This window comes from Bradyrhizobium iriomotense, assembly GCF_030160715.1.
Lineage (GTDB): Bacteria > Pseudomonadota > Alphaproteobacteria > Rhizobiales > Xanthobacteraceae > Bradyrhizobium > Bradyrhizobium iriomotense.
Map to the genome: position 1 here is coordinate 55043 of NZ_BSOW01000029.1, position 24140 is coordinate 79182.

The following is a 24140-nucleotide window of genomic DNA, read 5'->3' on the forward strand; positions in this document are numbered from 1 at the left end:
CGACGGGTATGAGTAGCCGACGCGTTCAGATCCTGGTTGCGCTCGTCCTCACCGCGCTGTGGGGCGCCGCCATTTACGTTGCTCACGCGAACGGCCATCTGCGGTTTCTCGATCGTCTCGAGGCGACGCTGACGGACTTGCGAACGCTGGCGCGCGGCGTTCAGCCTCCGCCCGATCTCGTCACCATCATTGCGATCGACGACACCGTCGTGAAGCGCGGCGGCCGCTATCCGCTTCCCCGCGCCGACCTCGCGCGCGTCGTCGATGCCGTGGCGCAGTTCAAGCCGAAGGTGATCGCCGTCGACCTCCTGCTGGTCGATCGTGGCGCCAGACTCGGCGATGCCATGCTGGCGCGTTCGCTCGCCGCCGGCCCGACGATCCTTGCCGCCGCGGCGATCTTTCCAGCCGCCAGCGATACCGTGGCGACGAGCAGCGAAGGGCCGCTCGCCGCCCTGCCCCAGGCCGAGCGCTTCCTGCTGCCGCTGCCGGCCTTCGCGGAACACGCCGAGGTCGGCATCGTCAACGTTGCGACGGGACAGTCCGGCTCCCCGCTTTCGGTCCCGATGCTGTTCCGGACGGGCGACAAGGTCGAACTGTCGTTTCCGCTGCGGGTGGCGAGCCAGGCGCTGGGCCTGCCGCTGACGATTGCGCCCGATCACCTCATGCTCGGCGAGCGCACGGTCCCGACCGACACCGACTTTTCACTACCGATCACCTATTACGGCCCGCGCCGCACGATCCGCACGTTGAGCGCGCAGAACGTGTTCGACGGCACGCTCGACCGCGGGGCCATCGAGAACCGGATCGTCGTGATCGGCGCTTCGGTCGCAGGCGGCGGCGATTTCTTCCCGACGCCGTTCGATACCCTGATGCCCGGCGTCGAGGTCGTCTCGACCGCGATCACGCATCTCGTCGCCGGCGACGGCATGGTGCGCGACCGCAAGGTTCATATCGCCGACGCATTCGCCGCGATCCTGCTGCCAATGATCCTGGTGGGCCTGCTTGCCTGGCGGCGAAGCGCGATCGGCCTCATTGCGGCGGCGATGGTGGTGATGGCGTGGGCCGCACTCAACCTGTTCGCGTTCACGCACGGCATCTGGCTCAACGCCGCAACCACGCTCGCGGCCGCAGTGCCGCCGGTTGCGATCTTTGCCGGCGTGCAATTGTGGGCGGGAGGTCGCAGGACGCAGTACCTGACGGCAAGGAGCAGATCGCTGGCGCAATTCCAGGCGCCTGCCGTGCAGGAGTGGCTGGCGCGCGATCCCGATTTCCTGGCAGAACCGGTCCACCAGAATGCCGCCGTCGTCTTCATCGACCTCTCCGGCTTCACGGCACTCAGCGAACGGCTCGATCCGGACACGCTTCGCGACCTGTTGAAGGCGTTTCATGCGCTGGTCGACAAGACGGCGCTCTCGTACGGTGGAATGATAACCGGATTTCTCGGCGACGGCGCCATGATCCTGTTCGGCCTGCCACGCGCAGCGCCTGACGACGCGGCCCGCGCCGTCAAATGCTCAGTCGACCTGCACCGCGCTGTGGAAAGCTGGATGGCATCGCTGCCGGTGCCGATCAGGGATCAGCTCGGCTTCAAGATCGGCGCGCATTTCGGCCCCATCGTCGCCTCGCGTCTTGGCGAAAGCCACCAGCACATCACCGCGACGGGCGACACCGTCAACGTGGCGAACCGGTTGATGGAGGTCGCCGCCCAGCACGATGCGCGGCTCGCGTTCAGCGATACCCTGCTTGATACGGCCGACTTCCACGGTGATCCCCACGGCGTTCTGACAGGACCGTTGCAGACGCAGGTTCGCGGCCGCTCCGGCGCGGTCACCGTCTGGTTCTGGCGCGAAGAGCGGCAGCCGGGACAGGCCGCGGCTGAGGCCGACGTCGCGGGCTGAAGGCTCGAAACCGTTACCGGACTTCCGGCGGCGACGAACGGTCGAGGACCTCGCCCTTGGCGCCCTCCAGCAGATCGATCCCGTAGGTCTCGACGACAAGCGGCCCGCGCTTGCGCTGCAGTTCCGTAACGCGCGTCACCTGCGAGAAGATCTCGTTGAGGGAGGGATGACCGTCGGCGCGCAGCTCGTCGACATAGAGCAGCTTGCCGGCAAGCAGCTTCGGATCGGGCTCACCCATGTTGACCCAGCGGATGCGCTGGCCCTGCTGAACCACGCAGGTGCCGCGCGGCAGATAGAAGGCGAGCCAGCCTGTGGTGCCGTAGTCCGGCGTCAGGATGCAGGTCGCGCCGGTCTTCACGCGTACCACCTCGATCTCGGACGCAAGCGCGCGCCAGCCGACGCCGACGCTGCGCACGGTGGCGTCGCGGCGATAGAAGGATAGCCAGCCGGTATTGGCCTGCACGATGAGGGCCGCAAACATCGCGATGCCGGCGGGTGCCGCCCATTTCAGGCAGAATGCGACGAGCTCCTGCTGTCGCGGCTTCCATTGCGCGATGTGCGCGGCGACCGCAGCCGCGACCGCGAAGGCGGGATAGACCGGCGCGAACCAATTGGCCTCGACGCGGGCGTGCAGCGAATGCCAGACGAAATAGACGACGATGGTCCAGAACATCGTCTCGATCAGGATGCGCGAGGCCGATGCGCCGGTCCGCCGCCATGTCAGCACATGAAGGCCCATCGCACCGAGGATGAAGACGAGCGGAGTTGCGAAGGCGAACTGGGTCGGGATGAGCTCGGCGATGAAGACGGGACGGAAATCCTCGATCCGCGCGCGGCCGAACTGCTTAAGGAACGACACCCATTGATGATCGGCATTCCAGAGCACCACGGGCGAGAAGATCGCGAACGCCACGATGCCGCCGAGATAGGGCCAGGGCGAGATGAACCAGCGCCTGAGCTTCGGTACCGCCGCGAGCCAGATCAGGATCGCGACACCGAAGAACAGCGCGGTGTATTTCGACAGCAGCGCAGCGCCGACCGCAGCGCCCACCGCAAGCCACCACACGCCGCGGCCGGTCTCCAGCACCTTTGCGAGGAAGAACAGCACGAAGCTGGAGGCAACCAGCAGCGGCGCATCGGGCGTGACGATCAGCGTGCCGACGGCGGCCATCAGCGTCGCGTTGAGCAGGATCGCGCTGGTTGCGGCAACGCGCGTGCCGCCGAACAGGATCGCGGCGGCGCGATACACCGCATAGCTCATGGGCAGCGCAAGCAGGATCGAGACCAGCCGAACGCCGAGCTCGGTATCGCCCGCGATCATGGTGCCGGCGCGGATGACGTAGGCGACCATCGGCGGGTGGTCGTAATAGCCGCCCGCCAGGCTCTTCGACCACATCCAGTAATAGGCTTCGTCGAAGGTGATCGGCGTGAAGGCGGCGGCGACCAGCCGCAGCACGACCATTGCAATGATGATCAGCGCGGTATTACGAACGATCCGCGCGTCGGCCCCGCCCATGATGCGCTATTTCTTGCGCCAGACGAACAGTCCGGACATCGCGTAGTTCCACACCACGCCCATCAGCGCACCGGCCATGCCGGCAAGCCACCAGATCGGCTCCTGGTCGTAAACCGAGAAGGCGACGCCGACATTGGCGAACAGGCCGACGCTACAGACGATGTAGAAAGCGATCAGGCCGCGCAGGATCGCAAGCCCCTTCAGCCGCTGGTCGCGATAGGTGAGGAAGTTGTTGAGGATGAAGTTGCTGGTCATGGCGACGAGCGCGCCGGAGGCCTGCGCCTCCGCGAACGGCGCCTTGAAGATCTCGAGCCCGATGAACAGCGTCGTGAGATGCACGACGAGGCCGATGCCGCCGACCATCGCGAACAGGAGGAAACGCAGCGACACCGCGTCGTTGGTCAGCTTCGCCAGCACCAGGCCCAAAAAGTCCAGCGCGACCATGGAATCGAGCTTGCTCTCACCGTGCTGGCGTGCGCCAAAGGTGTAGGGAATTTCGACCGTGCGCAGCGTGCCGCGCGCGGTCGCGACGATATCGAGCAGGATCTTGAAGCCGTGCACCGAGAGTTTTGGCGCCAGTTGCTCGAAGCGGTCGGTGCGGATCATGAAGAAGCCGCTCATGGGATCGGCGATCTCGACCTGCAACGCCTGCTTGGCGACTTCGGTCGCAAGCGCGCTGGCGCCGGCGCGCTGCTTGTTGAAGCCTTCGCTCTTGTAGCCCTCGATATAGCGGCTGCCGACGACGAGCTCGGCCTGCCCGCTCGCGAGCAGCGAGAGCATCTTCGGCAGTTGCGTCTCGTCATGCTGGAGATCGGCGTCGATCACGGCCGCATAGGGCGCGCTCGAGGCCAAGATGCCTTCGATGCAAGCGCCCGACAGGCCGCGGCGGCCGATGCGGCGAATGCAGCGCACCCGGCTGTCGCGCCGGGCGAGCGCGCGCACCACGTCCCAGGTGCCGTCGGGCGAATTGTCGTCGACGAACACGACCTCCCAGGCGATGCCGGCCAGGCTCGCCTCCAGCCGCCGGTACAGGACCGTGACGTTGTCACGCTCGTTGAAGGTCGGGACGACGACGGACAACTCCGGCGACCGCTGACCCGGCTGCGGAGCCTGCGGCTGGGATTCGGGGCCCGGTCTGATCGCTTCATTCATGACGGGGAGCGTATATCCGCCGCGTCCCGTGATGCCAAGCCGGGGTTTTAAGGGGAAAGCGCCGAAAACGGGGCCAAAAATGCCAACGACCCCAGAATAACGGGCGCGCGTACATCCGGCGCAGCCGAGCTATTCCAAGGTCGTCCCGGCGCCGGAGCGGTGAGCTGCAACGTCGCCGTTAGAACCTAAATAGGAACTGCAATGCCCGTCCGCAAGGGGCAAAATCCCTCTTGAGGCTCTATTGGTTCGGCACTTCCCGAATCACCGGTCCCCGCGGGGCCGGAGTCGCAGGGGCTGAGACAGCAGCCGGTGCAGGCTGGGCCGCGGCCTTGGGCTTCGGCGGCTTGCCATATTGCCCGATCGGACCGAACACGACGGCGACCGCCAGCACGACCGCCGCGACGATCGCGCCAAAAATGCCTCCGACCGACTCAGACGTCATCCTGCCCGTTCCCGTTCCGATGAGCCCTTCTGATATCACGGAAGCGCGTCCAGCCGGAAGAGCCGCAGGTTCCGACGGTTAATTCGTCCGGCTAGCGCTGAGGCGGCCTGTGCTTCGCGAAGGCCGTCACGATGTCCTTCTGCGCCGATTCGACCGCCCTGTTCGCGGTCGCGAGATGAGCGCCGGCATCGATGTTGGGATATTGCGTCGTCAGATAGTCGAGCAGCGCGACCCGATAATACTGCCGCTCGGAAGGACAGGCGCCCGCGACCGAGCGGGAAAAATCCTGTTCCGAGAGGCCCTGATTGCTGTCGCGCGAATATTCCCGTGCCAGGCAGTGCCAGTAGTCGTCGCGGCCCTGAATCGCCAGCTTCTGCCCCCCTCCCGCATCATCGTCATCGGCAATGGCGGCAGACGTCATCATGACCAGCGCCAGCGCGATCAGCATCCGCATCTTGTTCTTCTCCTGTTATCGCAGATCCCGATCGCGAGCTTAGACGGGATGCTGCAACTGGCCAATCACATCTCGCGACTAAAGCGCGATGAAATCGCGCTTTAGGTTATTGTTTGAGCATGATCTCCGCGCAAACGCGTTCCGCGTTTGTCGCGAGCGAAAACCGCTTCACACTTTTCCGGATCATGCTCTAGGATGAATGCCCTCCCCTCATCCGCGCGAGACCCTCCCGTGGCCAAAGCAAAAACCGCGTCGCAAAAATCGGGCAACATCTTCATCGGCATCGGCGGCTGGACCTTCGAGCCCTGGCGTGGCGTGTTCTATCCGGAGAAGCTCACGCAGGCGAAGGAGCTGTCCTATGCCGCATCGAAGCTGACCTCGATCGAGATCAACGGCACCTATTACGGCTCGCAGAAGCCGGAGAGCTTTCGCAAATGGGCCTCCGAAGTGCCCGACGGTTTCGTCTTCTCGGTCAAGGGACCGCGCTTTGCCACCAACCGGAGGGTGCTGGCGGAGGCAGGCGACTCCATCAAGCGCTTCTACGACTCCGGCGTGCTGGAGCTGCGCGATCGCCTTGGACCCGTGCTGTGGCAATTCGCCCCGACCAAGAAATTCGATGGTGCCGATTTCGGCAAGTTCCTCGAGCTGTTGCCGCGCAAGCTCGACGGGCGCGCGCTGCGCCATGTGGTCGAGGTTCGTCACGACAGCTTCTGCGCGCCCGACTTCGTCGCGCTGCTGCGCGAGTTCGAAACCCCGGTGGTCTTCGCCGAGCACGGCAAATATCCGGCGATCGCGGATGTCGTCGGCGATTTCGTCTATGCGCGACTCCAGAAGGGCAATGACGAGTTGAAGACCTGCTATCCGCCGAAAGACCTCGATGCCTGGGGCAAGCGGTTTCAGGCCTGGGCCTCGGGTAGTGAACCGGATGACCTGCCGAAGGTTGACAAGGCAAAGCCCAAGAAGGAGCCGCGCGACGTGTTCGCCTACGTCATCCACGAGGGCAAGGTGCGCGCGCCGGCCGGCGCGATGGAACTGATCGCGCGGGTCGCCTGAGGTCTGGCATGGCCAAAGCGAAAAAGCTCTTCACCATCGGCTATGAGCAAACGCCGCCCAAGGCGGTATTGGATGAATTGGAGCAAGCCGGCGTCAAGCTGCTCGTCGACGTGCGCGCGGTGACGTCGTCGCGCCGGCCGGGCTTTTCCAAGAAGCAGCTCGCGGCCGGGCTCGACGAGCGCGGCATCGCCTATGTCCATCTCGCGGCCCTCGGCACACCCAAGGAGGGACGGCTCGCCGCGCGCAGCGGCCAGTACGCGGTGCTTGAAAAGATCTACTCAAAGCACCTGAAGACGCCGCAGGCCAAGGAAGAGCTCGACGAATTGTCGGCACTGGTGAAGAAGGCCGGCCCCGTCTGCCTGCTCTGCTACGAGCGCGACCACACCCACTGCCATCGCCAGATGATCGCCGAGATCATCGAGGAGCGCGACGGCGTGAAGGTGGAGAATTTGGCGGGGCGGCAGGTGTGAATGTCGTTCCGGGGCAGCCCGCAGGGCTGAACCCGGAACCTCGAGATTCCGGGTTCGATGCTGCGCATCGCCCCGGAATGACAGCAATCTAGCCCTCGCCCGCCAGGCGGAACGTTCCTTCCATCATCTGCACGCACTGGCCGCCGACATGGGAGGACAGAAGCGCGCCGTTCCGCTTCACCACGCGCGTCCGCAGGATGCTCGGCCTGCCCATGTCGAAACCCTGGCCGATCGTGAGCTTCAGCTCGCCGTCGCGCTGGGGATCAAGATCGGCGAACAAGGCGGCGGCGGCGACCGTGGCACTGCCGGTGGCGGGGTCCTCGATCAGGCCGCTGGCGCCGGGGAAGAACATCCGCGCCTGGAGATCGCTGGGCGCTTCCGCCGCAAGCACCTCGCGCGTGTAGAAGTAGATCGCGAAGGCCCCGTCGCGCGGCAACACCCGGCCGTAGGCCGCAGCGTCGGGCTTGGCCTGCCGCACCGCATCGCGCGAGCGCACTTCCGCCACCACGAACGGCGTTCCGACGCCGACGACCTGCGGCGCGTGGCGATCGATCGCGATGTCCTTCGCGCTCAGCGAAAGACAGGCTGCGACGTCATCAGCAGAGACCTGCGAAAGGCGGCTCAGCGGCTGCGGCGCGGTGAGCTCGGCGTTGACCACCCTGCCCTGCTCCCGCTGAACGTCCACCGGCACGAGGCCCGCCTTCTCCTCGAACAACAGACGTGGCTTCTGCTCCCTGGCGAGCGTTGCGAGCACGAACGCCGTGCCGACATTGGGATGCCCCGCAAACGGTAGCTCCCTCACTGGCGTGAAGATGCGCACCTCGGCATCGTTTGCCTTGTCGCGCGGCGGCAGCACGAAGGTGGTCTCGGAATAGTTGAACTCGGTCGCGATCGCCTGCATCTGCTGCGTCGATAGCCCGCCGGCATCGAGCACGACGGCGAGCTGGTTGCCGCCGAAGGCGCGGTTGGTGAACACGTCGACAGTGATGTAGCGCCGTTGCATCTTTCTTCCCTCACGCAAAGTGCAGCCTCGACCGGCTGCATCGCCCTGCATGTTACAGGCCGATGCTATCAGCCGTCATGCCCCAAAACTCGGAGCACTCGGTGCAATCGCGTGAGAGATCAGAAGCGGAAGAGCTGACGTGGCGATGCCAGCACCTGCGCGCGCTCGCCCTTGTCAGGCACGAGTTCGTCGAGGAAGCGGCGGTTCTTCTCGTAAGTCTGCGTCGCCTCGAACTGCGTATGCGGCCAGTCGCTCCCCCATAACAGGCGATCGAGACCATAGGCCGTGCGCAACAGCGGATAGGCTTGCTTCGCAAAGCTCTCGCCGGCTGCGCCGTTGCGGTATGGCGCGGAGATCTTGACCCAGACGTTCCTGGTCGCACCCAGCTTCAGCACCGCCTGGAAACCGGGATCGGCGACGCCGAGCTTTGGATCGGGCAACGCGAAGTGATCGAGCACGACGGCGACGCCGCGGTCGAGAAGCTGCGGCGCCAGCGTTGCGAGATCGGAGGCATTGCGCTGGATCTCGACCTGCCAGCTCAGCGATTTGACCGATGTGAGCAGCGCCTTCCATTCCGGCGCAGCAAGATCCGGCAAGGGCTGGCCAACGAGATTGAGTCGGATGCCGACGACGCCGACGCGATCGAGCGCGGCAAGCTCCTCCGCAGGAACCGCGGGATCGACGACGGCGATGCCGCGCAGCCGGCCGCCGGTCGCCTTCAGGCATTCGACGAGATAGGAATTGTCGGTGCCGAGAAAGCTCGGCTGCACCAGCACGCCGTTGGTCATGCCGTTGCGATCGAGCTGATCGAGATAAAGATCGAGCGGCGCGTCATAGTCCGGCGCATAGCGCCGGCCGGGCGCAAGCTTCAGGCCGCGATGAAAGACGTGCGCGTGGGTGTCGATCGCCGGCATCGTCACCTCACTCATCGCCCTGCCCGCACTGGCGATCGCTGAGGCAAGGGCAACGGCGCCCGCGCCGAATTGACGGCGCGTGAGGCCGCGTTCGCTTCTCGTCATGTTCGTTACTCCACATACGCAGGTCAGGCGCGCCCGGCGGCGGTCTGCTCAAACACCTTGCCGCGGGTTTCGGGCAACATCAGCACCGCGATCAGCACCAGCGAATAGGCAAAGGCCGCATCGATGCCGATCGCAGGCCCGAGGCCGATGTGGTCGCTGAGATAGCCGACGAGAAACGGAAAGGCGGCGGAGACGATGCGGCCGAAATTGTAGCAGAAGCCGACGCCGGTGCCGCGCACGCCGGCCGGGTAGAGCTCGCTGAACAGCGCCGCCATGCTCGCCGGAATGCCCGCGGAGAAGAAGCCGAGGGGAAAGCCCAACAACAGCATCTGCGAATTGGTCAGCGGCGCGAAGATGTAGATGAGCACGGTGACGATGCAGGCAGTGGCGAACAACGCGACGTTGGCGCGCCGACCGATGCGATCGCTGATGATGCCGCTCGTCACGCAGCCGCAGAAGAAGGCGATGATGATGACGGCGAGATAGCCGCTCGAGCCCAGCACCGAGAGCTGCCGCACCTCGCGCAAATAGGTCGGCAGGAACGTCGTCAGCGCGGCGTAGCCGCCGTGCGCACCGATTCCAAACAGGCCGCCGATCATCGTCGCGCGCAGCACGTCGGGATGAAAGATGCCGGCGAGAGTAGCGAGGAATGGCGGTTCGACGTCACGCGACACGGCGCGCTGCGGCTCTTTCAGGCCGCGGCGGATGAAGATGATGAGGAGCGCGGGCAATAGTCCGACTGCGAACAGCATCCGCCAGGCGATGTCCGCCGGCGCATAGGTGAAGACCAGTGCGGACAGCAGCACGGCTGCGCCCCACCCTACCGCCCAGGCGCTCTGCACCGAGCCGAGCGCCTTGCCGCGATGCTCGGGGCGGATGATCTCGGCCATCAGCACCGCGCCGCAGGCCCATTCCGCGCCAAAGCCGAGACCTTGAATGGCTTTGAGGACGAGAAGCTGGGTGTAGCTCATCGCGAAGGCGCAGGCGAAGGTCGCAAGCGCAAAGGTCGCAACCGTGATCTGAAGCGCCTTGACGCGGCCGAAGCGATCGCCCAGCGCGCCGCCAATCCAGCCGCCGAAGGCGCCGAAGAACAGCGTGATCGAGCCGAGCAGCCCGGCATCAGCCTTGCTGATGCCGAACGCCGCGATCAGCGCTGGAATTGCAAGGCCGAACATCTGGACGTCGAGCGCATCGAGCGCCCAGCCGCCAAAGCTTGCCCAGAAGGTGCGCCGCTCCAGCGGCGAGCTTTCGCTGTACCAGTTTGCCATCGTCTCTTCCCTGAATTCGTTGTTGGTTGATTGTCTTAAGTCCGCGCTCACCGGATCTCGGCGTGGTAGCGGAAGCGGTTGGCCGGCCCGCGCGAGCGGCGCCATTCGATCGGGCGCCGTTCGAGATCGAGCGCGAGGCGCTCGATGACGATCAGCGGCGCGTTGGCCTCGAGCCGCAGCAGGCGCGCCTGCATCTCACTGGCGGTCTCGACCGTCAAAATTTCCTCGGCCGACACCACCACCTCGCCGCAACGCTCCTCATAGAGCGGATAAAGCAGGTCGCCGAACTCGGACGGGTCGATGTCGAGGATCGCCGCGAAGCGCGATCTTTGCAGCCAGATCTCTTCGGCAAGCAGCGGCACGTCGTCGATCAGGCGCAGGCGCGACAGGCTGATCACGGGCTCGCCGACGGGGATGCGTAGCGCGGATGCAACGGCGGAGGTTGCCGGCACGCATTTCCGCCTGAGTATGCGGCTTTGCGGCACACGGCGCTCGCCGCTCTCGGACTGGAAGCGGAAGAAGCGGAAGAGCGAGGAGTTGAAGCGCGCGCGGCGGACGAAGGTGCCACGGCCCTGCTGGCGCTCCAGCACCGCGTCGCTGACGAGCTGGTCGATCGCCTTGCGCACCGTGCCGATCGCGACGCCGTAATGCGCGGCGAGCTCCGCCTCGGACGGGATCGGCTCGCCCGGCCGCCATTCATTGCGATTGATCCGCGCAGCGAGATCGTCGCGCAGGCGCTGATAGCGTGGCAGGCGGTCGTCAAGCGGGGCTGAATTCATATAGTCATATAGATGACTATATGAGAAACGAGTCAAGCGCTACCATATTACCCTCACATTCGATTTCTGAAGGTTGGCCCTACCCCAGCTGGAAAACCGCCATCGGCCGTTCGTAGCCGCGCACCTCGACCTCGCCGAGCGAGACGGCATCGCCGCCGTCATCGCCCAAGGCTTCGCGCACGGCGGACGAGATCAGGAGCTGAGAGCCGAAATCCTTGTTCAGCGCCTCGAGCCTTGAGGCGAAGTTCACGGTGTCGCCGATCACCGTGTACTCCTTGCGCCGGGGCGAGCCGATATTGCCGGCGACGACCTCGCCGAAATGGATGCCGATGCCGATCCGCAGCGGCCAGCTCGAGCCAGCGTTGATATGATCCATCGCCGACAGCATCTCGCGGCCGGCAGCTACCGCCCGATGCGCGGCGTCGGAGGCCGCGAGCGGCGCCCCGAACAGCGCGAGAAAGCCGTCGCCCAGAAACTTGTTCACGATGCCGCCATGGCGGTCGAGGATGTCGACCAGCACGGCGAAGGCGCCGTCGAGCCGGTCGACGACGTCCTGCGGCGAGCGCGAGCGCGCGCCCGCGGTGAAGCCGCGAAAGTCGACGAACATCACCGCGACGCGCCTGATGTCGCCGCCGCCGCTGGTGCCCTCTGCCATCAGTCGCTCGACGACCTGCGGCGAGACGTGCTGGCCGAACAGGTTCGTCACGCGGTCACGGGCGGTCGCGGCGGCAATGCTCGCGGCGAATTGCCGGCGAAGCTGCGCGCCGACGGCGCCCGCGAGCATGCCGCAGATCAGGATGATCGTGCTGCGCACTGCGTGGAAGTAGGCCTGAGGCTCGCCGGCGGAAGTGACAGGATCATAATAGAGTGCGACGGCGAGGAGCTGGGCTGCCGCCACAAAGCCGGTGAAGGCCGACAGCCGGAAATCGAGGCGTAGCGTCGAGAGAATGATGAAGATGAAATAGACGAGCGGCACGGCAAAGCCGAGTGCCGGGCTCGCCCCCATGCTCCGAATCTCCAGGACCAGGATGACCGTCGGCAACGAGGTCTCGATCAGCGCGCCGATGTACCGCCTGACCACAGGCAGATCGCGATCGAGCCTGAGGTTTCGGCCAATCTGGGAGTAGATCCAGACCTCGAACAGAACGAACCCGACCAGTAGGCCGTACACCTCGATCAGCCCGGACGTCCCGCGCCAGACTCGGTTCACGACGCTGGGGGCGATCAGGTAGAGCGCGGTGATGAACAGGATCATCACGCATCCGGTGATGATCAGGGCCTTGACGCGCAACAGCTCGGTTCGCAGGACCTCGCGCGCCAGTTCGTGCTCGAAATCCGCCGATATCTCGGCACGCCCGGCTGCCTTGCTCCCGAAACTCACCATCTCGCCCCTCGCCTTTCCGGGGCATTTTGCCTCAATCGAGCGTGCGGCGGAAGCGCGTCACGGCGATGACCATGGCGACCAGCATGAGGGCTGCCAGCGCCAACGTGTCGTATTGCAAGTTCTGGACGGTTGCGCCCTTGAGCATGATGGCGCGGACGATCCGTACGTAATGCGTCAGCGGCAGCCCCTCGCCGAGATATTGCGCCCAGACCGGCATGCCGGCGAACGGGAACATGAAGCCGGACAGCAAGATGCTCGGCAGGAAGAACATCATCGACATCTGCATGGCCTGGAGCTGGTTCTGCACGATGGTCGAGAAGGTGTAGCCGATCGCGAGATTGGTGGTGATGAACAGCGTCGACAGCAGCGCCAGCAAGGTGAGGCTGCCGAGCACGGGCACGCCGAACAGCAGCACGCCGATCGAGAGGATCAGGAAGGCCTGGATGAAGCCGACCAGCACGTAAGGGATGATCTTGCCGAACATCACCTCGACCGGCTTGATCGGCATCGAGAGCAGGCTTTCCATGGTGCCGCGCTCGACCTCGCGCGTCACCGACAGCGCGGTGAAGATCAGCATGGTCATGGTCAGGATCGTGCCGACGAGGCCCGGCACGATGTTCAGCCGCGAGGACGCGGCCGGATTGTAGCGGGCGTGCGCGCGGATCTCGAACGGCATCTCCGGTGGATCGCCGATATAGAGATCATGCTGGAGCGCGGTCTGCACGACCATGCCGAGCGAACCGAGCGCGGCGCTTGCCGCGACCGGATCGGTGGCGTCGGCCGCGACCAGCAGCGCCGGCTTATCGCCGCGCCGCACCGCCCGCTCGAAGCCGCGGGGGATCTCGACGCCGAACAGCACCTTGCCGGATTTCAGGAGGTTGTCGAATTCGTCGACGTCGTGCACCTCGCGGGTGAAACGGAAATAGGCGGTGTTCTCAAGCGCCTTCAGCACGGAGCGCGCGAGATCGCTGTCCTCCTGGAGCAGCACGGCGCTCGGCAGGTTGTGCGGCGTGGTGTTGATGGCATAGCCGAACAGCAGAAGCTGCATCACAGGGATCATCACGATCATGGCGAAGGAGACGCGGTCGCGCCGGAGCTGAATGAACTCCTTCACCACCATCGCATAGGAGCGCCGCCAGAAGCCGAAGCGCTCGCGGATGTCGTGACCGTGATCTGATAGGTCTGTAGCGCTCATTGGAAGTTGTCCTTCGAGCGGTTCATGAGTTCGATGAAGACGTCTTCGAGCGAGGGATGCGATCTCTGCCAGTGCAGGCCATCTTTGTCGCGCCAGGGCGCGATGCTGGCCTCGAGCGCGGCGACATCGCGGCCCGAGACGTGCAGCGAGGTGCCGAACGGCGCGACCATGTCGACGCTGGGCTTGCCGGTGAGCTCTGCGGCGAGGCCGTTCAGGTCGTCACCGGTGACAGTGTAGGTGGTGAGCGCGGATTTCGCGATCACCTCGTCGACCGTGCCGTGCGTCAGGAGATGGCCGTAGGCGATGTACGCGATCTCGTGGCAGCGTTCGGCCTCGTCCATGTAGTGGGTGGAGACCAGCACGGTGAGACCTTCGGCGGCGAGCGCATGGATCTCGTTCCAGAAATCGCGCCGCGCCTTCGGGTCGACGCCGGCGGTCGGCTCGTCCAGCAACAGGAGCTGCGGATTGGGCAGCGTGCAGGCGCCAAGTGCCAGCCGCTGCTTCCAGCCGCCGGAGAGCTCACCCGCAAGCTGCTCCTCGCGGCCGGAGAGACCGAGCCGCTTGATCATCTCACCTGCCGCGCCGCGCGCATCGCGCATGCCGTAGAGCCGCGCGACGAATTCCAGGTTCTCCCGCACCGAGAGATCCTGATACAGGCTGAAGCGCTGGGTCATGTAGCCGACCTGGCGCTTGATGCGCTCGGCGTCGCGCCTGATGTCGTAGCCGAGGCAGGTGCCCTCGCCGCTGTCGGGCGTCAAAAGCCCGCAGAGCATGCGGATGGTCGTGGTCTTGCCGGAGCCGTTGGGACCGAGAAAGCCGTAGATCGAGCCGCGCTTCACCTGCATCGACAGATCATGCACGACCTCGCGGCCGGCAAAGGACTTTGTCAGCCCCTTGACGTCGATCGCGATACCGTTGCCGGCTGTCCCGTTCATCGCTTGTCCGCCACCGGAGTCTTGATTTCAGACGTCTTGGGATTGAGATAGATGTCGATCGGCTGGCCCACGCGCAGCGCATCGGGCCGCGAGGGCCGCGCCTGGATCAGATAGACCAGCTTGTTGCGCTCATCGAGGCTGTAGATGACGGGCGGCGTGTATTCGGCTGTGGTCGCTATGAAGTAGATCTTCGCGGTGAGATCGGCCGCGCAATTGTCGCAGACGACGCGCACCTGATCGCCGATCGCGAGCTTTGGCAGCTCGGTCTCCGGCACGAAGAAGCGCAGCTTCATGTTGCCCGGCGGCATGATCGACAGCACCGGCCGTTGCGCCGCCACCATCTCGCCCTCGCGGAAATAGATCTGCTGGATGGTGCCGGCGACCGGCGCAAAACCCTTGCGCCGCGCTAGGCGCGTTTGCGACGTCACCACCCGCGCCTCCGCGACCCGCAGGTCAGAGACGGCGGAATCGAGGGTCGCCTGCGTGCCGGAGCCGGTCTTTCGCAGCGACTCCGCGCGATCATGGGTCTGCTGCGCATTCGCCAGCGTCGCCTTGGTCTGGTTTAGATCGGCAAGCTGGAGATCGTCGTCGACGGAATAGAGGGCATCGCCGACCTTCACCTCCTCGCCCTCGCGGATGTTCAGCTTCGTGACCCTGCCGGCTTCGTCGGGGCTGACGAAAATCATGTCGGCCTCGACCCAGCCCTGGAAGCCGGGGTCGCGCTGCTCCTTGCAGCCGGCAAGCCCGGTTGCGAGCACAGCGACCAATGCAAATGCAAAAATTGGTTGCGACGACCTCATGTCGTCCTCCGTTCGCCAAAAATCAAATCGAGATGGACGCGCAGCATTTCCTGCGCGTCGAGCGGCGCATGCCGCGCAAACAGACTCTGCCAGATCACCGCGATCATCGCGGGCGCGACCAGGATCTGGGGAAAGCGCGCCAGGTTCTTCTCGCGGATCTCGCCGCGGGCAATCCCGAGCTCGATCAACGCGCGCATGCCCGCGATCCCGCGCGAGACGACCTCGCGATAGTAGAAGTCGGCCACGGCCGGAAAACGCGGTCCCTCCGCCACGATCAGGCGCACGAGATCGCCGCGCCTGGTGTTCGCAACCTCCTTCAGGAAATTGGTCGCAAAGGCCTCGACGAGGTCGCGCACAGAGCCGGTCGGCGGCGGCAGCGTGGTGAGCCGCTCGACCACCGGCACGATGACGATGCGGACCAGCTCCTCGAACATGGACTCCTTGTCCTTGAAGTGCAGGTAGATCGTGCCCTTCGCGACACCTGCGCGCTTGGCGATGTCGTCGAGCCGCGTCGCCGCGAAGCCGCGCGCGATGAACTCTTCCAGAGCCGCCTCCACGATCGCAGCGCGGCGCTCCGCCGCGCGCGCGGCGCGGCTTGAAGCGGGAGCGGCAGCCTCTTCGCTGGTCACGGGCACGTTGCCCTTGGCGCTGGCTGCTGACCGCGTGGCTGCTTTGGTTGGCTTCTTTGTCATCCTCGAATTATGACTGACTAGTCAGTCATTGTCAATGAATTAACTCGCGCGAAAGGGGCCGCAACGAATTAGCCTTGACTTATGCATTAGTTATCGCTAATTGAATGACGATGCTCGAAGCCGCCCCAAATGCCGTCACCACCGTCATGCGCGCGCTCGCCGATCCGACTCGCCGCGCCGTGTTCGAGCGCGTGTTCGAGAGCAAGGAGATCAGCGTCGCGGAGCTGACGCGCGGCAGCGGCGTGACCCAGGGCGCAATCTCGCAGCACCTGAAATCCCTCAAGCTGGCCGGTCTCGTCGTCGAGCGCGCGGAGGGCCGCAACGTCTATTACCGCGCCGCGCCGCAAGGCCTCGAGCCTCTGGTCGAGTGGATGGATCATTACGGCGTCTTCTGGCGCGAGCGCTTCCAGAACCTGCGTAGCCTGTTGAAGGAGATCGATCCGTGAGTGCTGTCGCTTCCAATGTTCAAACCCAGGACATCGTCCAAGACATTATTTTGGACGAGGTCTTCCCTCACGCGACCGAGACGATCTGGAAGGCGCTGACCAGCGCGCAGTTGATCGCGCGCTGGCTGATGCCGCCGACCGGCTTCGCGGCGATCGAAGGCAACACCTTCACGTTCCAGACCACCCCGGGCGGCAACTGGGACGGCGTGATCCATTGCCGGGTTCTGGAGGTCGTGCCGAACCGCCGCCTCGTCTACGCCTGGAAGGGCGGCGATGAGCGCAACACCGGCTACGGCGCGCCGCTCGACACCGTCGTGACGTGGTCCCTCACCCCGGTCGAGGCCGGCACGCGGATCCGCCTGGTTCATGCGGGCTTCGTCATGCCAAGGAACGAGTCGGCCTACACCGTCATGAGCGGCGGCTGGAAGAAGGTCGTCCGCAAGCTCGACGAGATCAGCGGCGAAGAGTGAGTGGGAGATATCACGATGGACAAGCCCTATACCGGCGGCTGCGCCTGCGGTGCGATCCGCTATTCGATTTCCGACGAGCCGCTGTTCGCCAACCACTGCCAGTGCCGGGACTGTCAACGTGAAAGCGGCACCGGCCACGGCTCGTACCTCACCTTCGCGCGCGACGGCGTCACGGTGACGGGCGAGGCCAGGAAATGGGACATGGTCGGCGACAGCGGCAACGTGAAGACGCGCGCGTTCTGCTCCGTGTGCGGCTTGCCGGTCTACATGACCTTCGCAGCACAGCCCGACATCTTCACCATCCGCGCCGCAAGCCTCGACGAGCCGGCCCGCTACAAGCCGCAGGTGATCACCTACGCCGCGCGCGGACATGGCTGGGATCACCTCGATCCGAGCCTGCCGAAATTCCAGACCATGCCGCCGGCGTGAGGCGCCGGGGCTCGGTTGTTGTTTGAGCATGATCTCCGCGCAAACGCGTTCCGCGTTTGTCGCGAGGGAAAACCGCTACGCACTTTTCCGGATCATGCTCTAGGCGAAATCGAGCACCATCCGGCCATCGATCTTGCCGGCCTTCATCTTGTCGAACACCGCGTTGATCTCGGCGAGCGGCACCTTGGTGACTTCGGCGTGGACCTTCCCGTCGGCCGCGAAGGCGATGGCCTCGTCGAGATCCCTGCGGGTGCCGACGATCGAGCCGCGCACGGTGATGCGCTTCAGCACGACGTCGAAGATCGGGGTCGGGAATTCGCCGGGCGGCAGGCCGACGAGACTGACGGTGCCCTTCCGGCGCACCATCTTCAGCGCCTGCGCGAAGGCGGCGGTGGAGACGGCGGTCACGAGCACGCCATGCGCCCCTCCCCCGGTTGCAGTAAGCACTTTATCGACGGCATCCGCATTCAGCGCATTGACGGCGAGGTCGGCGCCAGTCGTTCGCGCCAGGGCGAGCTTGTCCTCGGAGATATCGATCGCAGCCACCTTGAGCCCCATGGCCTTGGCGTATTGGATCGCGACATGACCGAGACCGCCGACGCCCGAGATCACCACCCACTCGCCGGGCCGCGCCTCGGTCTCCTTCAGTCCCTTGTAGGTCGTCACGCCCGCGCACAGGATCGGCGCAACACCGGCGAAATCGATATTGGCCGGCAGCTTCGCGGCGAAGGCGGCGGAGGCAATGACGTATTCGGCAAAGCCGCCATTCACGCTGTAGCCGGTGTTGTGCTGGTGCTCGCACAGCGTTTCCCAGCCGGTCTCGCAATATTCGCAGTGCATGCACGAATCGTGCAGCCATGCGACGCCGACGGCGTCGCCGATCCTGAGATTGGTGACGCCGGGTCCCAGCGCCGTGACGGTGCCGGCGACCTCATGGCCGGGAATGAAGGGCGGGGCCGGTTTCACCGGCCAGTCGCCGGAGGCGGCGTGCAGATCGGTGTGGCAGACGCCGCAAGCCTTCACCTTGACCAGGACCTCGCCAGGACCGGGCTGCGGCACCGGTACATCCTGGATCTCGAGCGGCTTGCCAAACTTCGTGACGACGGCGGCTTTCATTTTCGGCATCGGTCTGCTCCTTTGCATTGCGGGGGGCAGACTAACGGCCGCGCGCGGCGCGCCCTTGATTGGAGTCAAACAGCACAATGTTTGCGCAAGTCACGCGATGACGATCCGGTGACAACGACGCGGCCCGCGCGCCGCGCCAGGCGTCAGGTATGGAACTTCAAGCCGTCGACAATTTTATCGATCACCTTGCGCTCGGCGCGCATCGCGATGCCGACGAGGTTGAGATCGGTGCGCTGAACCGCCCTCACCGCCTCGCGATTGGCGACATCATGCGTGGTCGCGAACATGTCTTCGGTGTAGACCGCAGGCGTGACGTTGCGCGACAGCGCGCGATCAAGCGCGCGGGACAAGGCCGGACCATCGGCGCCATAGATCAGGATCGGCTGGCCGATCAGGGAGAGATATTTCGTCCCCGAGGCGTCCTCGTAGGGCTCGCCGATGCATTCGGGAAACCCAGCGGCGATGCCGCCGGCGAGAAACGACGCGACGTTGAGCTTTTGCCAAGCCTGAAGGTCGGCGCGGATCACGACGGCGATCTTGGTGTCGAATTGCATGAATTCTCCCCCGCACCCCGACACACCGAGAAAGTCAATTCTTTGTGCGCGGCCTGTTTGAGCATGAACGTAATCCAGATTGACCTAATCCACACAACTTGAAAATTTCAAGCTGGATGCAACTTGGCCGGCTTCTCGCCGCGAATCGAGTCGGGTATACGTTCCTGCTCTGTCATTAAAATGTCATACAGTCTAAATGTCGGAAACTGGCACGATAAAGCCGCCCCCCGAATCCGTGCGGAGTTTTGCGGGGCCCAACGGTCATCTTGTCGTGGAGGACCGGAATAAATCCGAAAGCAAAACCAAGAGCTCCATCGCTTCGAGCACGAAGCAAATGCCCAACTCCGAGGAGCTCTTTCACAACGAGTTCTCTCGCAACGAGTCGGTTCGCGCCGAAGAGCTTCGCGCTGACGAGCCTCACGCTGATGCACCTGCACCAGAGGTTTCTCCGTCTCGCGACGTCGTGCTGCGCGACACCGAGCTCGAACTCAAGCTACTTGTCGACGCCGATCGGTTGGCCACTTTCGGCGATGCACCGATCATCGCGGCGAACGCGCGCAACAAGGGGACCCGAAAGCACCTCAAGGCCGTGTACTACGATACGCCCAAGCGTGCGCTTCGACGCAACGGATTGAGCTTCAGGGTCCGCCAGAGCGGCGCGCGCTTCACCCAGACCGTGAAAGCCGAGTTCGGAAACGATCCGCTCCGGCGTGGCGAATGGGAAGCGAGCGTGCCTTCCGCTGCTCCCGATGTCGCACTGGCGCTGCCCTTCATTCCTGACCAGCTGCGGACCGATCTCGAACGTCGCCCGCTCGAGGCCGTCTTCACTACAGACATTCACCGGCATCAGCGCATCGTCGACTTGCCGTCCGGCACGGTCGAGATCGCTTTCGACCACGGCGTCTTGAAATCCGGTGACCGATCGATGCCGGTCAGCGAGATCGAGTTGGAGCTCAAGTCCGGCAACCCCTCTGCGATCTACGAGCTGGCACTTCGCCTCACGGAGCACGGGCCGATAAAACCCTCCATCCACAGCAAGGCGGCGCGCGGCTTCGACCTCGCGGCTGACACCCCGCCGGCTGCGCGAAGGCCGCGCAAGCTTCGCCTCGACCCATCGGCCTCTCTCGATGAGGCCTTTGCCGCGATCCTGCGCGCATGCCTTCACCATCTTCTCCAGTCACTTCCTGCTGCCGAGGATGGTCGCGATCCAGAGGGGATCCATCAGCTTCGTGTCGCGCTGCGCCGCCTCCGCTCCGCCCTGGACCTGATGCGATCGGTCGTCTCATTGAGCAAGCTCGACACGCTGCGGTCCGAGGCCAAGTGGCTGGCGCAAAGCCTCTCTGCCGCGCGTGAGTGGGACGTCTTCCAGCGCGAGACACTGCGCATTGTCGCGGAAGGTTGCCCCTCGATCCCCGGCTTCGACGCGCTGGAGGGCGTCTCGGAAAAACGCCGGACGGCCTCCTACGACGCGGTACGTCTGGCGATGGCCGACCGCCGTGCCTCGTGTTTCATGTTCGGGCTGGGCGGATGGATCGAAACGCGCGGCTGGCGCAGCGACGTCGCTCCGGAACATCTCGCGCAACTGGCCGAGCCCGCCATGAACTTTGCGCGACGCATTCTGTCAGCTCAGCATGCAAAAGTGCTCAAACGCGGCCGCCGCTTCAAATCGCTTGGCGTCGAAGAGCTGCACCGGCTGCGGCTTTCGGTAAAAAGACTGCGCTACGTCGCCGATTTCCTGTTGCCGCTCTACGGACAGCGAAAGTCCGCCAGACGCTTCTCCAACAGGCTGGCCGATCTCCAGCATGAACTCGGCATCTACAACGACATGGCGACGACGGCTGCGCTGCTTGCGGATATCGGCACGGAATCGTCGGGGACCAGCACTGCGGCAGCCGCGATCGCCGGCTGGCAGGCGCACGCAATGGTCGGCGCCGAACCGCGCCTGAGGAAGGCATGGTCGGATTTCGTGAAAGCGAAGGTGCCCTGGTCGATCGAGGCGGAGACTTGATCGACCACGCTGCCGCAAGCCACCGCGCGAGGTTTAAAGCATGATCCGGAAAAGTGTGAAGCGGTTTTCCCTCGCGACAAACGCGGAACGCGTTTGCGCGGAGATCATGCGCAAACAACAATCTAAAGCGCGATGACGATTTATCCTGATCCCATCGCGCTTTAGGCCTCACCCCTTGGCGTCACAGGCCCAGGCGCGGATCACGCATTCCTTGCCGCCATATTTATAGCATTCGCGCGTGGCGGCATTGAGCGTGCTCGAGATCTTCGGCTTCACGGCATAGCCATAGGCGCCGCAGGGATTGGCAAGATCGACCGACATCGCGGCGCAGGCGCGCTTCATGGTCACGGTCGTGCACTCGCCCTTGCACTGTTTTTGCGCGGCAGCCCGCGCCGCGGCTTCGCCGGGAAAGTCATAGGCATGGCCGTAGGCGCCACATTTGCCGACCGCGAAGGCGCCGGCGGCGTGCGCGTCCGTGACGTAGCGGGCCCCCGCCACGACAACGCTCAGCCCAAAGAAAAACATCGCGCAACGGCGCGCGACGACGTTCGAAGCCATGGAAATTCCCCTCCCCCGAGGCAGGCGGAGGCGACTCTATCGGCCGGTCGTTTCCAGATGGTGAACGAGTGGTTGAAATCGGCGCGAGATCGTACGGTGGGTTAGCGGAGCGCAACCCACCTCTTTGCGATCCGTGTTGTGACAAGTGGTGGGTTACGCCTTCGGCTAACCCACCGTACCGCCTTGTCAGCTTCGCCGTGCCGCTTCCAGCGCCTGCGGCGTGTCGATGTCGAGGAAGGCGCTCTCGCCGTCGACTGGCACTTCGGCCACGACTTCCGCATGCTTGGCGATCAGATGCCGCGCGCCGATGTCGCCGTCGAGCGTCATCAATTCGCCGAAGAAGCGGCGCGACCACAGCACGGGGTTGCCGCGACGGCCTTCGCTGACGGGCACCGCAATCAGATTGCCGCGGTCGGGCGCAAAACTGTCGATGAGACGATCGACCAGACCGGCATCGATCAGCGGCATGTCGCCGAGACAGACCATCGCGCCATCACAGCTGTCTGGCACGGCGGCGATGCCGGCCTTGACCGAGCTTGCGATGCCGCCAGCAAAATCCGGATTGCGAACGAACTTCACCTTCAAGCCTTTGAGCGCCTGCTCGACCAGCTCCGCCTGGTGGCCGGTGACCACGATCACCTCGGACGCTTTCGAGGCCAGCACCTGTTCGGTCGCGATCCGCACCAGCTTCTTGCCTTCGAGCTCGGCGAGCAGCTTGTTCGGCCCGCCCATCCGCGTCGAGCGTCCGGCGGCAAGCACGATCGCCGCGACGTGGCTGTTGCCCTCAATCTCGGGTTTCGCGCGCGGCTGCGGCCGCGTGACGATCTCCATCAGGAGGCCGCCGACGCCCATGCCCATCAGCTCGGCGCGCGTGACCTTGATGCCGGCGAGGAGCCGCATCAGCACCCAGTCAAAGCCGTTTTCGACCGGCGATCGTGCACAGCCCGGCGCGCCAAGCACCGGCACCTCGCCGGCGCGGCCGATCAGCAGCAGATTGCCGGGATCAACGGGCATGCCGAAATGCTCGATCGCGCCGCCGATCTCCGTGATTGCCGCGGGGATCACATCGCGGCGGTCGGCGATCGCGGAGGCGCCGAACACGATGACGAGCTCGGCGCCGAGCCCGAGTAGCTCCTTGATCGCAGCCGACAGTGCCCGCTCCTCATGCGAGACCCGCCGCTCGGCGATGATGCTCGCGCCGGCCGGCGCCAGCCGCTCGGCGGTGACGCGCAGCGTCTTGTCGACGACCTTGGAGGACAGGCCCGGCAGCAGCGTCGAGACGACGCCGACCCGCTTGATCACGTAGGGCGCAACGCGCAGCACGTCGCGACCTGCAGCCTTCACCGCGGCGTCGCGCAAATTGCCTTCGACACCGAACGGGATGATCTTGACCGTGCCGACCATCTCGCCTTCGACCACCGGCTTGAAGGCGGAGAGCGTTGCGAAGGTGATGGCTTCATCGACGTTGTTGATGCGGTCGACCGCCGCGCGGTCGATCACCAGCACGCCGGCACGGGCGGCGAACAGATTCGCGCGGCCGGTGAAGGCGCGCTCGACATGGATGCCTTCGCCGCCGACGGCGAGCGCAATGCTGGCGGCCGCGACGTCCTCGGAGACGTCGCCCGCCTCCATGCGCACCACGACGATGTCCTTGATGCCGGCGCGCGTGAGCGCTTCGACCTCGGCAGGCCCGATCGTCGTGCCTTTCTTCAGCACCAGCGGTCCCTGGCGCAGGGTGTGGACGGTCACCCCGCCGATCGCATCCTTCGGGCTCGCCGGGCCGAACTTCATGCCGCTTCTTCTTTTTCTTTCGGAGGCAGGCGGAGCACCGCCGTGATCTCGGCCATGATCGACACCGCGATCTCGGACGGCGAGACCGCGCCGATTGCAAGTCCGATCGGCGCGTGGATGCGGGCGATGTCGGAATCCTTCGCGCCCTGCACCCGCAGCCGGTCGCCGCGCTTGGCATGCGTCTTCCGCGAGCCGAGCGCGCCGATGTAGAAGCAGTCGCGCTCGAAGGCGTGCAGCAGCGCAGGATCGTCGATCTTGGGATCGTGCGTCAGCGCGACGAAAGCCGTGTAGTGGTCGATGTTGAGCGGCGGCAGCGCGACGTCGGGCCACTCCGCGATCAGCGGCACGTCCGGGAACCGCTCGGGGCTCGCAAAGGCCGTGCGGGGATCGACGACCGTGACGTCGTAGCCGAGCGAGCGCGCCAGCGGTGTCAGCGCCTGGCTGATATGGACCGCGCCGACGATCACCATCTTCGCGGTCGGCGCATAGACGTTGAGGAACAGCTTCTTGCCGCCGGCCTCGACATTGCCGCTCTTGCCCATGCGGAGCTGCTTTTCCAGCTCGGCGCGCAGCGGATCCTTGGCAAAGTCCTTGGCCTTCACCAGGCGCTGCTCGCCGCTCTCGGTGTCGGTGACGAGGATGACCGGCCGCCGCGCGGCGCGCTCGGCATTGAGTTCGTGCAGGGTTTCCAGCTTCACG

Annotated in this window: 25 protein-coding genes; 7 read left to right on the forward strand and 18 right to left on the reverse strand. The window is 65.0% G+C overall.

What is annotated here, in order from left to right; translation table 11 throughout:
- Positions 1 to 8 precede the first annotated feature (8 nt).
- A complete protein-coding gene (locus tag QQL28_RS33150; RefSeq protein ID WP_284272345.1) occupies positions 9 to 1898 on the forward strand; it encodes a CHASE2 domain-containing protein in 1890 nt (629 codons plus the stop codon).
- A 13-nt stretch (positions 1899 to 1911) separates the two neighbouring features.
- Here the strand turns inward: QQL28_RS33150 and QQL28_RS33155 are convergent, their stop codons facing one another.
- The 4 genes from QQL28_RS33155 to QQL28_RS33170 all read right to left on the reverse strand — a co-directional run bounded on the left by QQL28_RS33155 (position 1912) and on the right by QQL28_RS33170 (position 5462).
- Complete coding sequence (locus tag QQL28_RS33155; protein ID WP_284272347.1) at positions 1912 to 3414, reverse strand: glycosyltransferase family 39 protein; 1503 nt, start codon at positions 3412 to 3414, stop codon at positions 1912 to 1914.
- Between the two features lie 6 nt (positions 3415 to 3420).
- Positions 3421 to 4566, reverse strand: a complete 1146-nt coding sequence (locus QQL28_RS33160; RefSeq protein WP_284272370.1) for a glycosyltransferase family 2 protein — start codon at positions 4564 to 4566, stop codon at positions 3421 to 3423.
- A 238-nt stretch (positions 4567 to 4804) separates the two neighbouring features.
- Positions 4805 to 5008 carry a hypothetical protein gene (locus QQL28_RS33165; RefSeq protein WP_284272372.1) on the reverse strand — a complete coding sequence of 68 codons (204 nt, stop codon included), beginning with the start codon at positions 5006 to 5008 and terminating at the stop codon, positions 4805 to 4807.
- Between the two features lie 91 nt (positions 5009 to 5099).
- Positions 5100 to 5462 (reverse strand): hypothetical protein, encoded by a 363-nt coding sequence (locus tag QQL28_RS33170; protein ID WP_284272373.1) that lies wholly within the window; start codon positions 5460 to 5462, stop codon positions 5100 to 5102.
- A 195-nt stretch (positions 5463 to 5657) separates the two neighbouring features.
- Between QQL28_RS33170 and QQL28_RS33175 the strand changes: the two genes are divergently transcribed.
- Both QQL28_RS33175 and QQL28_RS33180 read left to right on the forward strand, forming a co-directional pair.
- Positions 5658 to 6515 (forward strand): DUF72 domain-containing protein, encoded by an 858-nt coding sequence (locus QQL28_RS33175; RefSeq protein WP_431309683.1) that lies wholly within the window; start codon positions 5658 to 5660, stop codon positions 6513 to 6515.
- An 8-nt stretch (positions 6516 to 6523) separates the two neighbouring features.
- A complete protein-coding gene (locus QQL28_RS33180; RefSeq protein WP_284272375.1) occupies positions 6524 to 6985 on the forward strand; it encodes a DUF488 domain-containing protein in 462 nt (153 codons plus the stop codon).
- Positions 6986 to 7073: 88 nt separating this feature from the next.
- Here the strand turns inward: QQL28_RS33180 and QQL28_RS33185 are convergent, their stop codons facing one another.
- From QQL28_RS33185 to QQL28_RS33225, 9 genes are all read right to left on the reverse strand, one after another.
- The gene (locus tag QQL28_RS33185) at positions 7074 to 7988 is read right to left on the reverse strand and encodes a PhzF family phenazine biosynthesis protein (RefSeq protein WP_284272376.1); all 915 of its coding nucleotides are present in this window, start codon (positions 7986 to 7988) and stop codon (positions 7074 to 7076) included.
- A gap of 119 nt (positions 7989 to 8107) precedes the next feature.
- Complete coding sequence (locus QQL28_RS33190) at positions 8108 to 9007, reverse strand: amidohydrolase family protein (RefSeq protein ID WP_284272378.1); 900 nt, start codon at positions 9005 to 9007, stop codon at positions 8108 to 8110.
- Positions 9008 to 9030: 23 nt separating this feature from the next.
- Positions 9031 to 10275 (reverse strand): MFS transporter, encoded by a 1245-nt coding sequence (locus QQL28_RS33195; RefSeq protein ID WP_284272379.1) that lies wholly within the window; start codon positions 10273 to 10275, stop codon positions 9031 to 9033.
- A 47-nt stretch (positions 10276 to 10322) separates the two neighbouring features.
- The gene (locus QQL28_RS33200) at positions 10323 to 11054 is read right to left on the reverse strand and encodes a GntR family transcriptional regulator (protein ID WP_284272380.1); all 732 of its coding nucleotides are present in this window, start codon (positions 11052 to 11054) and stop codon (positions 10323 to 10325) included.
- Between the two features lie 79 nt (positions 11055 to 11133).
- Positions 11134 to 12438, reverse strand: a complete 1305-nt coding sequence (locus tag QQL28_RS33205; protein ID WP_284272381.1) for an adenylate/guanylate cyclase domain-containing protein — start codon at positions 12436 to 12438, stop codon at positions 11134 to 11136.
- 31 nt (positions 12439 to 12469) lie between these two features.
- Complete coding sequence (locus QQL28_RS33210) at positions 12470 to 13633, reverse strand: ABC transporter permease (RefSeq protein WP_284272383.1); 1164 nt, start codon at positions 13631 to 13633, stop codon at positions 12470 to 12472.
- The gene (locus QQL28_RS33215) at positions 13630 to 14568 is read right to left on the reverse strand and encodes an ABC transporter ATP-binding protein (RefSeq protein ID WP_284272385.1); all 939 of its coding nucleotides are present in this window, start codon (positions 14566 to 14568) and stop codon (positions 13630 to 13632) included. Before QQL28_RS33215 ends, QQL28_RS33210 begins: the two co-directional genes overlap by 4 nt.
- Entirely contained in the window at positions 14565 to 15368 is an 804-nt protein-coding gene (locus tag QQL28_RS33220; RefSeq protein WP_284272387.1) for an HlyD family secretion protein, read from the reverse strand. The genes QQL28_RS33215 and QQL28_RS33220 overlap by 4 nt, the downstream gene beginning before the upstream one ends.
- Positions 15365 to 16060, reverse strand: a complete 696-nt coding sequence (locus QQL28_RS33225; protein ID WP_284272389.1) for a TetR/AcrR family transcriptional regulator — start codon at positions 16058 to 16060, stop codon at positions 15365 to 15367. The genes QQL28_RS33220 and QQL28_RS33225 overlap by 4 nt, the downstream gene beginning before the upstream one ends.
- A 110-nt stretch (positions 16061 to 16170) precedes the next feature.
- Between QQL28_RS33225 and QQL28_RS33230 the strand changes: the two genes are divergently transcribed.
- From QQL28_RS33230 to QQL28_RS33240, 3 genes are read left to right on the forward strand one after another with little or no spacing between them, the layout of a single operon-like run.
- Positions 16171 to 16506 (forward strand): ArsR/SmtB family transcription factor, encoded by a 336-nt coding sequence (locus QQL28_RS33230; protein ID WP_284272502.1) that lies wholly within the window; start codon positions 16171 to 16173, stop codon positions 16504 to 16506.
- A complete protein-coding gene (locus tag QQL28_RS33235; RefSeq protein ID WP_284272391.1) occupies positions 16503 to 16976 on the forward strand; it encodes an SRPBCC family protein in 474 nt (157 codons plus the stop codon). The genes QQL28_RS33230 and QQL28_RS33235 overlap by 4 nt, the downstream gene beginning before the upstream one ends.
- Positions 16977 to 16991: 15 nt before the next feature.
- Entirely contained in the window at positions 16992 to 17405 is a 414-nt protein-coding gene (locus QQL28_RS33240) for a GFA family protein (protein ID WP_284272393.1), read from the forward strand.
- A 99-nt stretch (positions 17406 to 17504) separates the two neighbouring features.
- On the opposite strand, the gene adhP is transcribed toward QQL28_RS33240, so the two are convergent.
- Positions 17505 to 18530 carry an alcohol dehydrogenase AdhP gene (gene adhP, locus QQL28_RS33245; RefSeq protein ID WP_284272395.1) on the reverse strand — a complete coding sequence of 342 codons (1026 nt, stop codon included), beginning with the start codon at positions 18528 to 18530 and terminating at the stop codon, positions 17505 to 17507.
- A gap of 143 nt (positions 18531 to 18673) precedes the next feature.
- A complete protein-coding gene (locus QQL28_RS33250; RefSeq protein ID WP_284272396.1) occupies positions 18674 to 19084 on the reverse strand; it encodes a DUF2000 domain-containing protein in 411 nt (136 codons plus the stop codon).
- A gap of 334 nt (positions 19085 to 19418) precedes the next feature.
- On the opposite strand from QQL28_RS33250, the gene QQL28_RS33255 reads away from it, so the two are divergent.
- A complete protein-coding gene (locus tag QQL28_RS33255; RefSeq protein WP_284272397.1) occupies positions 19419 to 21092 on the forward strand; it encodes a CYTH and CHAD domain-containing protein in 1674 nt (557 codons plus the stop codon).
- 168 nt (positions 21093 to 21260) lie between these two features.
- Here the strand turns inward: QQL28_RS33255 and QQL28_RS33260 are convergent, their stop codons facing one another.
- The 3 genes from QQL28_RS33260 to QQL28_RS33270 all read right to left on the reverse strand — a co-directional run bounded on the left by QQL28_RS33260 (position 21261) and on the right by QQL28_RS33270 (position 24139).
- Complete coding sequence (locus QQL28_RS33260) at positions 21261 to 21650, reverse strand: DUF4189 domain-containing protein (RefSeq protein WP_284272398.1); 390 nt, start codon at positions 21648 to 21650, stop codon at positions 21261 to 21263.
- A gap of 186 nt (positions 21651 to 21836) precedes the next feature.
- On the reverse strand, positions 21837 to 23441 hold the full coding sequence (locus QQL28_RS33265; RefSeq protein WP_284272399.1) for an NTP transferase domain-containing protein: 1605 nt from the start codon (positions 23439 to 23441) through the stop codon (positions 21837 to 21839).
- The gene (locus QQL28_RS33270; RefSeq protein WP_284272402.1) at positions 23438 to 24139 is read right to left on the reverse strand and encodes an XdhC family protein; all 702 of its coding nucleotides are present in this window, start codon (positions 24137 to 24139) and stop codon (positions 23438 to 23440) included. Before QQL28_RS33270 ends, QQL28_RS33265 begins: the two co-directional genes overlap by 4 nt.
- Position 24140: the final 1 nt, after the last annotated feature.

Bases quoted from the DNA above. Each gene is read 5' to 3' on its own strand.
- QQL28_RS33150 (WP_284272345.1), top strand. From the start codon at position 9: ATGAGTAGCCGACGCGTTCAGATCCTGGTTGCGCTCGTCCTCACCGCG.
- QQL28_RS33155 (WP_284272347.1), bottom strand. From the start codon at position 3,414: ATGGGCGGGGCCGACGCGCGGATCGTTCGTAATACCGCGCTGATCATC.
- QQL28_RS33160 (WP_284272370.1), bottom strand. From the start codon at position 4,566: ATGAATGAAGCGATCAGACCGGGCCCCGAATCCCAGCCGCAGGCTCCG.
- QQL28_RS33165 (WP_284272372.1), bottom strand. From the start codon at position 5,008: ATGACGTCTGAGTCGGTCGGAGGCATTTTTGGCGCGATCGTCGCGGCG.
- QQL28_RS33170 (WP_284272373.1), bottom strand. From the start codon at position 5,462: ATGCGGATGCTGATCGCGCTGGCGCTGGTCATGATGACGTCTGCCGCC.
- QQL28_RS33175 (WP_431309683.1), top strand. From the start codon at position 5,658: ATGAATGCCCTCCCCTCATCCGCGCGAGACCCTCCCGTGGCCAAAGCA.
- QQL28_RS33180 (WP_284272375.1), top strand. From the start codon at position 6,524: ATGGCCAAAGCGAAAAAGCTCTTCACCATCGGCTATGAGCAAACGCCG.
- QQL28_RS33185 (WP_284272376.1), bottom strand. From the start codon at position 7,988: ATGCAACGGCGCTACATCACTGTCGACGTGTTCACCAACCGCGCCTTC.
- QQL28_RS33190 (WP_284272378.1), bottom strand. From the start codon at position 9,007: ATGACGAGAAGCGAACGCGGCCTCACGCGCCGTCAATTCGGCGCGGGC.
- QQL28_RS33195 (WP_284272379.1), bottom strand. From the start codon at position 10,275: ATGGCAAACTGGTACAGCGAAAGCTCGCCGCTGGAGCGGCGCACCTTC.
- QQL28_RS33200 (WP_284272380.1), bottom strand. From the start codon at position 11,054: ATGAATTCAGCCCCGCTTGACGACCGCCTGCCACGCTATCAGCGCCTG.
- QQL28_RS33205 (WP_284272381.1), bottom strand. From the start codon at position 12,438: ATGGTGAGTTTCGGGAGCAAGGCAGCCGGGCGTGCCGAGATATCGGCG.
- QQL28_RS33210 (WP_284272383.1), bottom strand. From the start codon at position 13,633: ATGAGCGCTACAGACCTATCAGATCACGGTCACGACATCCGCGAGCGC.
- QQL28_RS33215 (WP_284272385.1), bottom strand. From the start codon at position 14,568: ATGAACGGGACAGCCGGCAACGGTATCGCGATCGACGTCAAGGGGCTG.
- QQL28_RS33220 (WP_284272387.1), bottom strand. From the start codon at position 15,368: ATGAGGTCGTCGCAACCAATTTTTGCATTTGCATTGGTCGCTGTGCTC.
- QQL28_RS33225 (WP_284272389.1), bottom strand. From the start codon at position 16,060: ATGACAAAGAAGCCAACCAAAGCAGCCACGCGGTCAGCAGCCAGCGCC.
- QQL28_RS33230 (WP_284272502.1), top strand. From the start codon at position 16,171: ATGCTCGAAGCCGCCCCAAATGCCGTCACCACCGTCATGCGCGCGCTC.
- QQL28_RS33240 (WP_284272393.1), top strand. From the start codon at position 16,992: ATGGACAAGCCCTATACCGGCGGCTGCGCCTGCGGTGCGATCCGCTAT.
- adhP (WP_284272395.1), bottom strand. From the start codon at position 18,530: ATGCCGAAAATGAAAGCCGCCGTCGTCACGAAGTTTGGCAAGCCGCTC.
- QQL28_RS33250 (WP_284272396.1), bottom strand. From the start codon at position 19,084: ATGCAATTCGACACCAAGATCGCCGTCGTGATCCGCGCCGACCTTCAG.
- QQL28_RS33255 (WP_284272397.1), top strand. From the start codon at position 19,419: ATGCCCAACTCCGAGGAGCTCTTTCACAACGAGTTCTCTCGCAACGAG.
- QQL28_RS33260 (WP_284272398.1), bottom strand. From the start codon at position 21,650: ATGGCTTCGAACGTCGTCGCGCGCCGTTGCGCGATGTTTTTCTTTGGG.
- QQL28_RS33265 (WP_284272399.1), bottom strand. From the start codon at position 23,441: ATGAAGTTCGGCCCGGCGAGCCCGAAGGATGCGATCGGCGGGGTGACC.